The organism is Amycolatopsis sp. lyj-108 (genome assembly GCF_046549005.1).
GTDB lineage: Bacteria > Actinomycetota > Actinomycetes > Mycobacteriales > Pseudonocardiaceae > Amycolatopsis.
This window is the reverse complement of sequence record NZ_JAJPWQ010000003.1, coordinates 550,714-563,925: the sequence shown is the minus strand read 5'-3', so window position 1 is coordinate 563,925 and position 13,212 is coordinate 550,714. Positions and strand designations below refer to the sequence as shown.

At 69.4% G+C, this 13,212-nt stretch carries 13 protein-coding genes; 4 read left to right on the top strand and 9 right to left on the bottom strand.

Annotation, left to right across the window (positions count from 1 at the left end; translation table 11 throughout):
* Nucleotides 1-39 precede the first annotated feature (39 nt).
* The 5 genes from merB to ACLJO0_RS14270 form a co-directional block, all read right to left on the bottom strand.
* Nucleotides 40-615, bottom strand: coding sequence for an organomercurial lyase (merB, locus tag ACLJO0_RS14290; protein WP_410579038.1), 576 nt, complete (start codon nucleotides 613-615; stop codon nucleotides 40-42).
* A gap of 309 nt (nucleotides 616-924) precedes the next feature.
* Nucleotides 925-2,832, bottom strand: a complete 1,908-nt coding sequence (locus ACLJO0_RS14285; RefSeq protein ID WP_410579037.1) for an intein-containing Rv2578c family radical SAM protein — start codon at nucleotides 2,830-2,832, stop codon at nucleotides 925-927.
* A gap of 90 nt (nucleotides 2,833-2,922) precedes the next feature.
* On the bottom strand, nucleotides 2,923-3,870 hold the full coding sequence (locus ACLJO0_RS14280; protein ID WP_410579036.1) for a sucrase ferredoxin: 948 nt from the start codon (nucleotides 3,868-3,870) through the stop codon (nucleotides 2,923-2,925).
* Nucleotides 3,871-3,955: 85 nt separating this feature from the next.
* The gene (locus tag ACLJO0_RS14275) at nucleotides 3,956-5,146 is read right to left on the bottom strand and encodes a cupin domain-containing protein (protein WP_410579035.1); all 1,191 of its coding nucleotides are present in this window, start codon (nucleotides 5,144-5,146) and stop codon (nucleotides 3,956-3,958) included.
* Nucleotides 5,147-5,278 (bottom strand): hypothetical protein, encoded by a 132-nt coding sequence (locus ACLJO0_RS14270; RefSeq protein WP_255431246.1) that lies wholly within the window; start codon nucleotides 5,276-5,278, stop codon nucleotides 5,147-5,149.
* A gap of 172 nt (nucleotides 5,279-5,450) precedes the next feature.
* Here ACLJO0_RS14270 and crcB (ACLJO0_RS14265) point away from each other — a divergent pair, with 172 nt between their 5' ends.
* Entirely contained in the window at nucleotides 5,451-5,861 is a 411-nt protein-coding gene (crcB, locus tag ACLJO0_RS14265) for a fluoride efflux transporter CrcB (protein WP_410579034.1), read from the top strand.
* Nucleotides 5,858-6,232 (top strand): fluoride efflux transporter CrcB, encoded by a 375-nt coding sequence (gene crcB / locus ACLJO0_RS14260; RefSeq protein ID WP_410579033.1) that lies wholly within the window; start codon nucleotides 5,858-5,860, stop codon nucleotides 6,230-6,232. Before crcB (ACLJO0_RS14265) ends, crcB (ACLJO0_RS14260) begins: the two co-directional genes overlap by 4 nt.
* A 1-nt stretch (nucleotide 6,233) precedes the next feature.
* Here the strand turns inward: crcB (ACLJO0_RS14260) and ACLJO0_RS14255 are convergent, their stop codons facing one another.
* The gene (locus ACLJO0_RS14255; RefSeq protein ID WP_125780403.1) at nucleotides 6,234-6,659 is read right to left on the bottom strand and encodes a MarR family winged helix-turn-helix transcriptional regulator; all 426 of its coding nucleotides are present in this window, start codon (nucleotides 6,657-6,659) and stop codon (nucleotides 6,234-6,236) included.
* 86 nt (nucleotides 6,660-6,745) lie between these two features.
* On the opposite strand from ACLJO0_RS14255, the gene ACLJO0_RS14250 reads away from it, so the two are divergent.
* Entirely contained in the window at nucleotides 6,746-7,822 is a 1,077-nt protein-coding gene (locus ACLJO0_RS14250) for an NAD(P)/FAD-dependent oxidoreductase (protein ID WP_410579032.1), read from the top strand.
* A gap of 81 nt (nucleotides 7,823-7,903) precedes the next feature.
* On the opposite strand, the gene ACLJO0_RS14245 is transcribed toward ACLJO0_RS14250, so the two are convergent.
* Genes ACLJO0_RS14245 through ACLJO0_RS14235 form a run of 3 tightly spaced genes read right to left on the bottom strand, consistent with a single transcriptional unit; the run spans nucleotide 7,904 to nucleotide 11,852 of the window.
* On the bottom strand, nucleotides 7,904-8,857 hold the full coding sequence (locus tag ACLJO0_RS14245; protein ID WP_410579031.1) for an LLM class F420-dependent oxidoreductase: 954 nt from the start codon (nucleotides 8,855-8,857) through the stop codon (nucleotides 7,904-7,906).
* Complete coding sequence (locus ACLJO0_RS14240; RefSeq protein WP_410579030.1) at nucleotides 8,854-10,977, bottom strand: prolyl oligopeptidase family serine peptidase; 2,124 nt, start codon at nucleotides 10,975-10,977, stop codon at nucleotides 8,854-8,856. Before ACLJO0_RS14240 ends, ACLJO0_RS14245 begins: the two co-directional genes overlap by 4 nt.
* Before the next feature lie 20 nt (nucleotides 10,978-10,997).
* Nucleotides 10,998-11,852: a PPK2 family polyphosphate kinase gene (locus tag ACLJO0_RS14235; RefSeq protein WP_410579029.1), complete on the bottom strand. Its 855-nt coding sequence runs from the start codon at nucleotides 11,850-11,852 to the stop codon at nucleotides 10,998-11,000.
* A 156-nt stretch (nucleotides 11,853-12,008) separates the two neighbouring features.
* On the opposite strand from ACLJO0_RS14235, the gene rocD reads away from it, so the two are divergent.
* Nucleotides 12,009-13,211: an ornithine--oxo-acid transaminase gene (gene rocD, locus ACLJO0_RS14230; RefSeq protein ID WP_410579028.1), complete on the top strand. Its 1,203-nt coding sequence runs from the start codon at nucleotides 12,009-12,011 to the stop codon at nucleotides 13,209-13,211.
* The last annotated feature ends 1 nt before the right edge of the window (nucleotide 13,212 follow it).

Here is a 13,212-nt window from a genome sequence, read left to right as displayed (position 1 = left end):
ACCCCGGATGCCTCGCGACCAGGTACAAGCCGAGTGTTCTCAGAGCGTCGGCCAGGACTCCAGCGCCGCGACCATCCGCCGGGTGTGCGCCAGATAGTCGCGTACGGACAGGATCCGGCCGTCGATGTTCTCCAGCAGCCAGCCCGAGGCCGCCTCCTTCGACGCGAAGAACTGCGTGCAGACCAGCGCCTCGACGTAGTCCTGGCCGAGCGCGAGGTCGATCCCGGACAGCCGCGACGCGGCGACGACGGCGTGCGGCGGATCGACGCTCAAGACCCTCTCGCGGGTGAAGTGGACGCGGACGCGTGCTCCGGTCGCCGGGCAGACCGAATCCGCGTGCACCGGTTCACCGGTGGCGACGGCCAGCAGGAACAGGTCGACCCGGTACCGGTCGGAGCCCGCGCGCTCGGCCGGGCGCGAGCCGCGGTCCATCACGACCAGGCCGTCGCGGATGACGAAACCCATCAGATCCATCAGGCGGTGGGCTTCGTCCGGGGCCATGCCGACGGTGGCGGCGAGTCTGCCGATGGCGATGGGGTGTCTGCCCGCTCTGGTCAGCTTGGTCGCGGCCCAGGCGATGCGGACAGCGGCGGTGCGATCCGTACGGGTGGTCAACAGGCACCTCCTCGCCTTCGTCCCATTGAGATTAATCACGAAAAGGTGTTCCGCCAAGTCACTGCGCCGAACGGCCGAATCCGTTGCGCGGTAAGAAAATGTGCGGACACGACGGGCAGCGGGAAGGCGTCCCCCGGATCGCGCGAAACAGGACACACTTTCGGCCACCCGAAGCGAAAGTGACACGCGAGGCATCGCCGGGGTGCCACGCCGGCGGTCTCGCGTGGCTGATCGGCCGACACGGGTGATCAGGCGGACGACACGCGTGACTGGATGGACGACACGCGTTCCGGCTGGGGTTCGGCCGCGTCACAGCAATTTGAGCTGCTCCGCCGCCGGGATCACCGCCTCTCCCGAACGCTGCACGGGCATCGTCACCTGCATTCGGTCCCCGTCGTCCGCACGGGAACCGAAGCCGTGACGGCGCAGCAGCGGGCCGACGCGGGTGCCCAGCCGCTCCCGATAGGACTTCGGCAGGTAGGCCCCGCGGGCGTACAGCTCGCGGTATTTCGGCACCAGCTCCGGATGTTCCCTGCCGAGCCAGCGCGCGAACCATTCCCGCGCGCCCGGCCGCAGGTGCAGCGGGAGGACGGTGACCCGCGTGGCGCCGGCCTCGGCCAGCCGCGAGAACAAGGCGTCGAGCGCCTCCACCGAATCGGTCAGGTACGGCAGGACGGGGGCGACCAGCACCGAACACGGGAGCCCGGCGTCCCGCGCCTTGCGGATCAGGTCGAGCCTCGCCCGCGGGCTCGGCGTCCCCGGTTCCAGCCGGTGCTGCAGGTCCTCGTCGAGCAGCGCCAGTGAGATCGCCAGCCCGGCGGGCACGTCCTTCGACACCGACTCCAGCAACGGCAGATCCCTGGCCAGCACCGTGCCCTTGGTCAGGATGGACAGTGGCGTACCCGAATCGGCCAGTGCGGTGATGATGCGCGGCATCAGCTTGTACCGGCCTTCGGCGCGTTGATAGGGATCGGTGTTCGTGCCCATCGCGACATGCTCGCGGGTCCAGCTCGGCCGCCGCAGTTGCGCGGCCAGCACCTCGGGCGCGTTGACCTTCACGATCACCTGCGTGTCGAAATCACGTCCGGCGTCGAAGTCCAGGTACGTGTGGGTGTTCCGGGCGAAGCAGTTGTGCGTGACCATGCCGTCGGCGATGAAGTCGCCGGTGCCGGTGGTGATGTCGAACAGCGGCAGCTCGATGCCCAGCGGTTCGATGGACGTCACCTTCCGCCTGGTCCGGCCGATGACGAGGCCGTCCAGCGACCGCTTCCAGCCGACGGCCGGATCGGAGAGGTGGAGGAACCGCACCTCCTCCGACGGCCCGCCGAGGAGCTGCACCGTCCACAACGGACTGAACTTGGCGTTTTCGGTTTTGACGTAACGGAAGCCGAAGTTGTCGAGAGCGGCGCAGAAGGTCGAGACGATGTCCTGCTCGTCGTGGGTGACGCGCAGCGCGCCGTGCCGGTAACTTCCGGAGAGATCGAACAGCCCGGCCAGGAAGCCGCGCCGCCAATGGGAATCCGGCGAAGGCGGCACCTGCACGAAACCGACCGACGCGCCGAAATCGGGCAGATACCTCAGCGCGCGGTCCGCGGCGTCCTTCTCGGCCGAGAAGCCGCCGGAGCGCAACATCCCGCACAGATACCCGGCGCGATAGCCGAGGGTGTCGTCCGGGGTACGGGCGAGTTTTCCGACGCCGACGAGTTCGGTGCCACCGACCAGATGCGGCCGCTGCGCCGCGCCGAACCGGGTGCCGGTGACGTGTTTCCAGCCGCGGCCGGTCAGGAACCGGTGGTCGCCACTGGCCACGATGGACGTTCCGTCTTCGAGGGTCATGCGGTACGCCGGTTTCAGCGTCGACCAGTGCGCGAGCACCTCCGTGGGCACCAGCCGCCGCCCCGCGCCACGCCCGCGCGTCCCGTAGATCGCGTCACCGGGCGCCAGGTCCGCCAGTGCCTTCGTCCGGCCGTCGGCCATCAGGACCGGCGTCCCGCCTTCGAGGCAGTACGTGCACGCGTGAGAACAACCGCGGTACGGGTTCACCGTCCATCCGAACGGGACACCCGACCCCTCCGGCACCTTGTTCAGCACGGATTTGGCGCGCACCTCGTGAAAGGTGACGCCGTCGAACTCGGGCGTGCGCACCGAACGCAGCAACCCGTCCAATCCGGGCAGCACCGGCTCGCCGCCGTCCGCCCGCTGTCGATCCCATCGCACCGAGCCAGTCGAACACATGTTCTAGACAGGTGTCAAACAGACGTTCGAACGAGGGTGATCTTGGGCGCAAGTAGGTGACTACTTGCGCTGTCAGAGCTTCGTGATCTCCTCGGTCACGTACCCGGCGGGCTGGATCAGCCCCGCGCACCGGCTCTCCCCGCGTGGCGTCGCCGAGCGGCGGCGCACCGTCACCGAGTAGAAGTCCTGGCCGCCGCGCACGGTGACCACCCGCGCGTCGGATTCGAGCAGCGGCTCCTCCTGGACGGCGAGCACGTCGTCCAGACCGGGCAGGTCCAGCTGCCGCCGGAGCGCGATCTCCGCGAACTGCGCCCACGCCGTCCGGGCGGACGTGCGGCCACGAAGCTGCTCCGGCTCGACCTGACCGCGAAGGGCGGCCTTGGCGACCAGCGCCGCTTCGGCCGGGTTGAGCTGGCCGTGCAGGAAACCGTCGGGGACCACCAGGAGATTGCCCGCCCAGCGGTCACCGCCGACGTGGCTGACCTCCCAGGCCCTGCCTGGATGATTGGTGTTGAGCGTCGAGGCGAGCGGGCGGCCGAGCACCGCGCAGCACATGTCCTTGGTGCCGTGCGTGCAGACCAGGAACAGCGGCCCGTCCACCCGGGCGCCGAGCCCGCCGGCGCCGTCCGCGACCGCTTCGAGGTCCAGCTCGGCCAGTTCACCCAGGTCGCGGATCTCCAGCCGCTCCAGCCAGCGGTTGCCCGGTTCGCCTCCGCCGACATAGACGGAGCGGGGGCTATCCGGGTCGCGACGATGTTTGCCGGGGCGCCGGATCAGCAGCGGACGGAGCCCATGGGACCGTCTCAAGTTCTCGAGCAGCTCACGGCGCTCGGCGGGGAATGCCTCGTCGAGGACGTTTTCCAGCGCGTCCGCGGGCCAGGGGCCCGGCTGCTCGACGAGCAGCCAGCAGCGCATGTCCGCCGCGGTGCCGGCGGGGTTCGCGCCCAGCATGCGCGCGACGGTGGCACAGCCCGGCAAAGCGGCGGGCGGCGCTGGGGTGTCCGAGAGCTGAGCGGTCATCGGCCGACCGCTCCGGACTTCACCTTAGGCATGCCTTAGCTTACCCCGTCCAGCCTCCCTTCACACTTCTCGTCCCCTGTGACTTTCAGCCGATCGAGAGGAGCCCCTGCGTGGCGAGCTCGCCGAGGAACGTCCGCACGGTCCCTCGATCGAGTTCGGACAGTTCGGCGAGTCGCTTGACCGCCTGCGGCGTGCCGTCGAGCAGCGCCTTCAGCAGCGGGGCCGCGGCGCCCGCGAAGACGAACCGTTTGCCGTCTGCGAGCAGGGTCACCCGGTCATCGCGGGCGCCGCCTTCTTCGAGCACCGCCCGCGGGACGAGGAAGCGGACCTCGGTCTCGTCGCCGTCCGGCAACAGTCCGGAGGTCGCCGCCCACGGCAGCCCGACACGCGGATACGCCGCGGCCGACGAGTCGCGCTCGGTGAGGAACCTGTCGAGGACGTCGGCGGTCAGCGTGGCTTCCAGTTCCGCGCGCAATGCGGCGGCACGGGCCGCCCGCTCCTCCTCCGTCCCGAACCTCGGGAGGTCCTGACGGAACACGGCGCTCGCCCGGAGCTTGTCGGCGACCCAGGACACGAGGTCGATCCCGGTGGCCGGGCTGAAACCGAGCGTGAGATGCAGTGACATCTCCCCCACCGCGGTGACGTCGTGCCAGTGCCCGCGCGGGACGTAGAGGACGTCGCCGTCTTCGAGGATGAAGTCGTCGATCGGCTCACCGGGCCGCTCGGGCTGTTCGACGTCGCGGTGCAGCGGAGCGGGCCTGGTCGGGCCGTGCATCCGCCAGCGTTTGCGGCCGGCGACCTGGATGATGAACGCGTCGTGGTCGTCCCAGTGCACGTCGAAGCCGTGGGTCACGCCCCAGCCCGCGTACAGGTTGACCTGGACGCTCTCGCGGAGGTCGTGTTCGAGGCTCCTGGCGAGATCGCCGATCGGGTCGCTGAGTTCCTGGATGGCGTCGAGCACCATCGTCGCGCCGCCGCGGAGCTGTTCGGTGAACGGAGCGGCTCGCAGCCGCGGGACGGTGCCACTGCGGCGGGTGGGGACGAGATCGGTGTAGCTCTCCATGGGCACCGGGGTGCCGTCGAGCGCGAGGCGCAGCCTCGGGAATTCGAGGCGATGCTGCCGGAGGATCGCGTTCAGCGACGGCCACGGCAGCAGGTCGGCGAAGCGGCCCGCGCGGCCTTCGAAACGGCGATAGGTCTCGCCCTGGACGTCTTGGAAGAACTGGCTGACCCCGAGCGGAGCCACGAGGTCAGCCAGCTTCGGCGTTTCGGGCACTCAGCCGTCGTTGCCGTCGTTGTCGGCGGCCGCGCCGTTGGCCTTCCCGCGGTCGACCGCGGTCGGGATCATTTCGACCTCCAGCAGCAAACCGCTGTCGGGAGCCTGCGTACCTGACTGTTCCTGTGCCATCCTGCCACCTTTTTCTCAGACGAGCGGACGGACCGAAAATCGGCCTGGAGCGCCACCGAGCCTACGACACGTGTCGAGAAAATTCACTGTCCAGAAGGGAAAAACGGCCTGGCGAGCGATCTTCGACACCGCGGCGCGAGTTCACCCGGACAGCGGTTCTAAGCTGCCGTCCATGGCTGATGCGGCATCCGTTCCCCGCCCGCGATGGGACGTGCTCGCGGCCGTCGGTGCGGGTGGCGCGCTGGGCAGCCTCGCCCGCTACGGCCTGTCGGTCGCGATGCCCCATTCCCGGGGCCAGTTCGCGCTTTCCACCTTCGCCGTCAACGTTTCCGGCTGTCTGCTGATCGGTGTCCTGATGGCGTTGCTGACCGCGGCGGAAGACCCGCATCGACTGCTGCGCCCCTTCCTCGGGGTCGGGATCCTTGGCGGTTACACCACGTTTTCGACGTACGCGACGGACACACTCGATCTTGTGACGAACGGGCGTCCGTTCACCGGGTCGGCGTACGCGTTCGGCACGGTGGCGGCCGCTTTGGTAGCGGTCTACGCCGGGCACGAAATCACTCGCGCGGTGAAGAAATGACCGTTCTCTTCGTCGCGCTCGGCGGTGCTTTCGGTGCGATCGTCCGTTTCCTGACCGATCTTCGGCTTCGGGCCTGGCGAGGTGCCGCCTTCCCGTGGGGCACACTGGCGGTCAACATCGTGGGCTCGTCGATCCTCGGGGTCCTCACCGGCTGGGCGCTGCACGGCGGGCAGCCGGACGGGATCCGCTCACTGGTGGCCGTCGGCTTCTGCGGCGGGCTCACCACATTTTCGACCTTCGGCTACGAAACGCTGCGCCTCTTCACCGAGAAGACGCGCCCGCGGGCCCTGCTGAATGTCGGCGTCACGATGGTCGCCGGGATCGGCGCCGCGGCGGCGGGACTCCTGCTCGCCGGCGCGATCTGGACCTGAATCAGTCTTCGGGAGCCATCCGCCACACGGCCGCCGCGACCGCCTCGCGCTGTTCGGCCGGGAGATCGGCCGCCATCTCCTCCAGTTTCTCGACGACACCCTCGTGCGCGGCGTTCGCGAGCCGGAGGCCCTCTTCCGTCAGCGTGATCTTCAGCGCGCGGCGATCACCGGAATCCGCGACCCGCTCGACGAGAGAGCGTCGCTGCACCCGATCTACCAGGCCGGTGACGCTGGACTTCTCCAGGTTCAGCATCTTGCCGAGGTCGGTCATTCCGACGCCCGACTCCCCTTGCGCCAGCACACAGAGCAGCTGCGCCTGCTGCGGCGTGAGGTCGTGCGACCGGCCGACGTCGATGAAAGCCCGCTGCACCAGATGCGAAAGCCGCACCAGCGCCGTCGCGAATCCGAGGTCTTCGGCCGTGGTCATGACCGGAGTCTACTTGACGATCGTTCGGAGTACGAACTACTGTAGTTCGCAGTACGAACATTACGCACTACGAACTAGGGGATCTCATGACCACGACCGTGGCCGTCATCGGCGGGGGATACGGCGGCACCACCGTCGCCAAGGAGCTCGACTCGTTCGCCGACGTCGTTCTCGTCGAACCGCGCGAGGACTTCGTCCACCACGTGGCCGCGTTGCGCGGGCTCGTCGATCCCGAGTGGACGGATCGGCTCTTCTACCCGTACGCCCGGCTTCTCGAACGGGGACGAGTACTCCGCGACCGCGCGGTGAGCGTCGACCAGGACGGCGTCACGCTCGCGTCGGGCGAGCGGCTCGCCCCGGACTACGTCGTACTGGCGACCGGTTCGGCGTACCCGTTCCCGGCGAAGATCGATTTCCACGACAGCGCGTCGGCGAAGGCGAAGATCCGTGCCACGCGGGAGGAACTCGCGGGCGCGGACAAGGTGCTGCTGCTCGGTGCGGGCCCGGTGGGTCTCGAACTGGCGGGTGAGATCAAGGCGGTGTGGCCGGACAAGGCCGTGACGATCGTCGACCCGGCGAAGGAGATCCTGCCCGGGTTCCCGGAGGAATTCCGCGCGGAGATCCGCCGTCAACTCGACGATTTGGGCGTCGAACTCCTGCTCGGCACTTCGCTGACCGAGCCCCCGGTCTCGGAACCGGGGCAGGCCAAGACGTTCACCTCGGGACTCACCGGCGGTGGCGAAGTGACCGCCGACCTGTGGTTCCAGTGCTACGGCGGCGCTCCGCACACCGCGTACCTCTCCGGCGACCTGGCGGCGGCGCGGCAGGCGAACGGGCAGGTGGACGTGGCGCCTGACCTGCGCCTTCCGGGACAGCCGCGCGTCTTCGCGCTCGGTGACATCACCGCGTTGCCGGAAGGAAAGCTGGCGAAGGTGGCCGGTGACCACGCGGAGGTCGTCGTGGCCAACATCCGGGCGCTGATCGAAGGCGGCGAACTGCGGACCCACACCCCGGGCGGGCCGATGATCTCGCTGCCGCTCGGACCTTCCGGGGGCGCGACCTACGCCGAGGAAGCCGGGGTGCTGGACGCGGCGACGACCTCGGAGATCAAGGGGTCGCACATGATGGCTTCGCGGTACGACGAGCTCTTCAACGTCGCCTGAGCCCTCGCACGCGTGCAATGAAAGGTCCTTTCCTTGCAAATTTCGCAAGGAAAGGACCTTTCATAGCGCTTGACGGACCGGTCAGGACCGCGGAGCCAGACCCCGCACCTGAGCGAAGGGATCCTCCCCCGTCGGCAGCAGCGCGATGATCGGCGTCGTCAGCCCGTTGTCCACATAGGACTGCACCTGCTCGCGGCAGGAGTCGAGGCTGCCGTGGACGATCAGGTCGTCGACGACCTCGTCCGGGATGACCTGGTTCGCCTTCTGCCGGTCGCCCGCGGCCCACGCCTCGTGCATCGGCGCGAGCGCGTCGCCGCGGCCGAGCCATTCGTGGAACGCCGCGTACACGGGCACGGTCAGGTAGCTCGAGATGAGCATCCGGCCGAGGCCGCGTGCGGCGGCCTTGTCCTCGGTGGGGCACACGAAGATCCGCGCGGCCAGTTCGGTGTCCGGACCGATCTCGGCCCGCACCTTCGGCACGTCGGAGGCGGCGAGCCAGTTGGTGATGGCGCCGTCGGCCTCCTTCGCGGCCAGCCGCAGCATCCCCGGCCGCAGCGCGGCGAGCATGATCGACGGCGGCGGGTCCGCGGGCCGCTCCAGCCGGAACTTGCCGACGGAGAAGGTCTCGTACTCCTCGGTGACCTTCTCCCCCGCCAGCGCCGACCGCAAGAACCGCAGGGTGTCCCGGGAGCGCGCGAACGGGGCCTCGAACTCGGCGGCGTTCCAGTTCTTCACGATCACCGGCGACGACGCGCCGATGCCGAGCACGAACCGGCCGGGCGCCAGTTCCGCGACGGTCGCCGCGCTCATCGCCAGCAGCCCGGGCCCGCGCGTGTACACCGGCACGATCGCGGTGCCCAGCCGCAGTTGTGGCGCCCACTGCGAGGCCAGCACCAGCGGGGTGAAGGCGTCGTTGCCCGCCGTCTCGGCCGACCACGCGTCGGTGTAGCCGAGGTCCGGCAGCTCCTGCACCAGCTCCTTGTGCGCCGCGAGCGGCACCCCGGTCAGCGGAATGGTGATGCCCCACCGTTTCATGCGTTCTCCTCGCTCTTGACCGCGGCACCGGACAGCTCACGCACGATCCAGTCCACCTGCGTGCGCATCAGGTTCTCCGCGACCTCTTCGGCTTGCGGCGTCATATGCGTCGCGCCGGCCAGCGGCAGGAACACGTGCGCACGTCCCTTGGCAAGCAAGGCCGACGACAGGCGCAACGAGTGGGCGACGAAAACGTTGTCGTCGGCCAGTCCGTGCACGATCAACAGCGCCCGCGAAAGGTCACCGGCGCCGGCGATCAGCGAGTTGTGTTCGTACGCGGCCGTTTCCTCCTGCGGAAGCCCGAGATAACGCTCCGTGTAATGCGTGTCGTACAACGACCAGTCGGTCACCGGCGCGCCCGCGACACCGGCGTGGAAGACGTCGGGACGGCGCAGCACGGCGAGCGCGGACAGGTAGCCGCCGTAGGACCAGCCACGGATCGCGACGCGTTCCAGATCCAGCTCCGGATGGAGCGCGGCCGCCGCGTGCAGGGCGTCGACCTGGTCGGCGAGGGTGACGTCGGCGAGTTCGCCCGCGATCTCCTTCTCCCACGCGGAACCCCGGCCGGGCGTCCCGCGCCCGTCGGCGACGAGCACCGCGAAACCCTGGTCCGCGAGCCACTGCGGGGTCAGGAAGGCGTTGCGGGTCTGCAGGACACGCTGGGCGTGCGGGCCGCCGTACGGGTCGAGCAGCACCGGGAGCTTGCCTTCACTCTCCTCGTATCCGGTCGGCAGCACCAGCGCGGCGCGCAGGCCCCGCTCCCCCAGCGTCAGCCAGGTCAGGTTCGGCACGACGTCCGGGTCGACGGTGTAGGAACCGATACGCGCCACCGTCTTCTCGCCGGAGACGACGGTCACCACCGGGCCGCTGCGCTCCAGGCTCCACGACGAGAGCACGGTCAGCGAGGTGTTCCCGGAGCCGACGTGCACACCGTCCTCAGTGGACAGACGGCGGAGCTCGCCGCCTTCGGTGCGGAAGACGTGGATCTGCGTCGGATCGGCCTCCGACGCGCTGAACAGCACCTCGTCACCGACGTGCAGGACCGACCGCACCTGCAGTCCGGGCGGGGTGACCGCGACCCCGTCGACGACGAGCCGGTGGTCGCCGTCGGCGGCGCTCTCCCGGACCAGGCGGCCATCGGTGGTCCACGCCGGGACGCCCGCCGCGAGCTCGACCCAGTGCTCGTCGGTCTCGGTGTGCAGGACCTCGACCGAGCCGTCCGCCGGGTCGACCGCCTGGATCTCGAGTTTCCGCTGGTCACGCGACTGCACGGACAGCAGCGGCTTGCCTGCCGCCGACCAGTGCACCGCGGCGAGGTACTCCCAGTCGGTCTTCGCGATGTCGACACGCGAGCCGTCGAGCCCGAGGATCGCCAGCGTCACGTCCGCGTTCGTGGTGCCCGCCGCCGGGTACGCGACGACGTTGGCGGGCGACTGCGGATTGGCCGGATCGGCGATCGTCCAGCGCGGCACGTTCGCGCGATCGGAGCGTTCGACCAGCAGGCTCTTCCCGTCCGGAGCCCACCAGTAGCCGCGGGTGCGGTCCATCTCCTCGGCCGCGATGAACTCCGCGAGCCCCCACGCGATGTCCTCGCCGTCTTCGCTGTCTTCACCGCCGAGCAGCCGGTCTTCACCGGTGGCGCGGTCGATCACCCGCAGCCGCCGGTCCCGGACGTAGGCGACCCGGGTGCCGTCCGGGCTGGGCCGCGGGTCGACGACCGAACCCTCGACCAGCACCGCCACCGCGCCGGTGGCCAGGTCGAGGGTGTGGAGCTTGCCCGACAGGGAGAACGCGGCGACGGTGAAGGCGTCGTCGACCGCGTAGCCGACCACGCCGCCACCGGTCTCCCGGCTGCGCTCGCGGCGGGCACGCTCCTCGGGCGGCAGGTCCTCTTCACCGGGCAGCAGTTCGGCGGCGTCGACCAGCTTCGTTTCCTCAACCGACGCGACGTCGAACGACCACAGGCTGTGCCGGGGGTCGGTGCCGGACTCGGACCGCAGGAACAGGATGCGGGAACCGTCCGGGGCGACCTTGAACTCTTTCGGCGCGCCGAGGGTGAAGCGCTGGGTCCGGGCCTGGCGGCGGAGGAACGGGAGATCTTCGAGGCTGGTGTCGGTCACTTCCGCACTCTCTCAGACGCTCAGCCCGGTACGCCAACGCCTTCCAGCTTCGCGATCTCCGTCTCGGGATCGAAGTCGGCCGGAGGGAACTTCGGGTCCATATCCTCGATCGTCTCGATCAGCAGCCGCGCGACCAGCCAGTTGCGGTACCACTTACGGTTCGCCGGGACGGCGTACCAGGGCGCGGCCGCCGTGGAGGTCTTGGCGAAGATGTCGGCGTAGGCCTTCTGGTAGTCGTTCCACTGGGCACGCGCGTCGAGATCGGCGGGGTTGTACTTCCACCACTTCTCCGGGGTCTCCAACCTCGCCTTGAGCCGCTTCAGCTGCTCCTCCGGCGAGATGTCGAGGAAGATCTTCACGATCGTCGTGCCCGCCTCGGTCAGCTCCTGCTCGAACGCGTTGATCTCGGCGTAGCGCTTGCGCCATTCCGCGGCGGGCACCAGCTTCTGCACGCGCGGGACCAGGATGTCCTCGTAGTGCGAACGGTCGAAGACGCCGACCTGCCCCGGCACGGGGAGCTGTTTGCGGATCCGCCACAGATAGTGATGACGCCGCTCGGTCGCGGTCGGCTTCTTGAACCCCGCGTACCGCACGCCCATCGGGTTGACCAGGCCGAGGACGTGGCCCACCGTGCCGCCCTTGCCGGAGGTGTCCATCCCCTGCAACACCAGCAGGACGCTGCGGTTTCCCCCGCCGACGCCCTCCGCGTAGAGGGCCTCCTGCAGGTTGGCGAGCTTGCCGCCGGCATCGGCGAGGTCTTTCAGCCCCTTGGGCTTCTTGTGCGGCCCGATCGGGAACGAGCCCGGATCGTGCCGCTCGGTCCCCTTGCCGATCCGCAGCGTGTCCCGGACGGAGACGGTGTCCTTTTTCGCCATCCGGCGACGATAACCGCGGTCCGGATCCCGCGCCTGCGGTGATCGAGTACGCCGATGCACGATTTCGCCACCCGAAGGAGTCGATACGCAACGAACAACGGGTCAAAGCAACGTTTCCCGGATGAAAGCAGACGGATGGGCATCTAACCTGAACGCATGACGACCGCCGACTTCATCGCGCTCGACGAGCAGTGGAGCACGCACAACTACCACCCCCTGCCCGTGGTGATCGCCACCGCCGAGGGCGCTTCGGTCACCGACGTCGAGGGCAAGACCTACCTCGACTTCCTCTCCGGCTATTCCGCGCTGAACTTCGGGCATCGCCACCCCGGGCTCATCGCCGCCGCGGTCGAACAGTTCGGCCGGGTGACGCTGACCTCCCGCGCCTTCCACCACGACCAGCTCGGGCTGTTCTGCAAGGAGCTCGCCGAGCTGACCGGCACCGAGATGGCCCTGCCGATGAACTCCGGCGCCGAAGCCGTCGAGTCCGCGGTGAAGATCGCCAGGAAGTGGGCGTACCGGGTCAAGGGTGTCCCCGACGGGACCGCGGAGATCGTCGTCGCCGGCTCCAACTTCCACGGCCGGACGACGACCATCGTGTCCTTCTCCACCGACGAGACCGCGCGCGCCGACTTCGGCCCGTTCACCCCCGGCTTCGTCACGGTCAAGTACGGCGACGCCGAAGCGCTGCGCGACGCCATCACCGAACGCACCGCCGCGATCCTGCTGGAACCGGTGCAGGGCGAGGCGGGCGTGATCGTGCCGCCCGCCGGCTACTTCGCCGAGGCGCGGCGGCTGTGCGACGAGCACAACGTCCTGCTGATCGCCGACGAGATCCAGTCCGGTCTCGCCCGCACCGGCACCGTCCTCGCGCTCGACCACGAAGGCGTCCGCGCCGACATCTACACCTTGGGCAAGGCGCTCGGCGGCGGGATCATGCCGGTGTCGGCCGTGGTCGGCGGCGAGGACGTGCTCGGCGTGCTGCGACCGGGTGAACACGGCTCCACCTTCGGCGGGAACCCGGTCGCCTGCGCGATCGGACGGGCCGTGGTCGGGCTGCTGAAGACCGGCGAGTTCCAGGAGCGCTCGCGGGAACTGGGCGCCCACCTGCACTCGCGGCTCGGTGAACTGGTCGGCAACGGGCTCGCCGAGGTCCGCGGGCGCGGGCTCTGGGCGGGGATCGACATCGCGCCCGGCGGGCCGACCGGCCGGGAGGCGTCCACCGCGCTGGCCGAACGCGGCGTGCTGTGCAAGGAGACCCACGACCACACGCTGCGGATCGCGCCGCCGCTGGTGATCACACGCGAGGAACTCGACCGCGGTATCGACGCCATCACGGAGGTCGTCAGGACCCGGTGAA

Bases quoted from the DNA above. Each gene is read 5' to 3' on its own strand.
- ACLJO0_RS14280 (WP_410579036.1), bottom strand. From the start codon at position 3,870: ATGACCGCTCAGCTCTCGGACACCCCAGCGCCGCCCGCCGCTTTGCCG.
- ACLJO0_RS14270 (WP_255431246.1), bottom strand. From the start codon at position 5,278: ATGGCACAGGAACAGTCAGGTACGCAGGCTCCCGACAGCGGTTTGCTG.
- crcB (WP_410579034.1), top strand. From the start codon at position 5,451: ATGGCTGATGCGGCATCCGTTCCCCGCCCGCGATGGGACGTGCTCGCG.
- crcB (WP_410579033.1), top strand. From the start codon at position 5,858: ATGACCGTTCTCTTCGTCGCGCTCGGCGGTGCTTTCGGTGCGATCGTC.
- ACLJO0_RS14255 (WP_125780403.1), bottom strand. From the start codon at position 6,659: ATGACCACGGCCGAAGACCTCGGATTCGCGACGGCGCTGGTGCGGCTT.
- ACLJO0_RS14250 (WP_410579032.1), top strand. From the start codon at position 6,746: ATGACCACGACCGTGGCCGTCATCGGCGGGGGATACGGCGGCACCACC.
- ACLJO0_RS14245 (WP_410579031.1), bottom strand. From the start codon at position 8,857: ATGAAACGGTGGGGCATCACCATTCCGCTGACCGGGGTGCCGCTCGCG.
- ACLJO0_RS14235 (WP_410579029.1), bottom strand. From the start codon at position 11,852: ATGGCGAAAAAGGACACCGTCTCCGTCCGGGACACGCTGCGGATCGGC.
- rocD (WP_410579028.1), top strand. From the start codon at position 12,009: ATGACGACCGCCGACTTCATCGCGCTCGACGAGCAGTGGAGCACGCAC.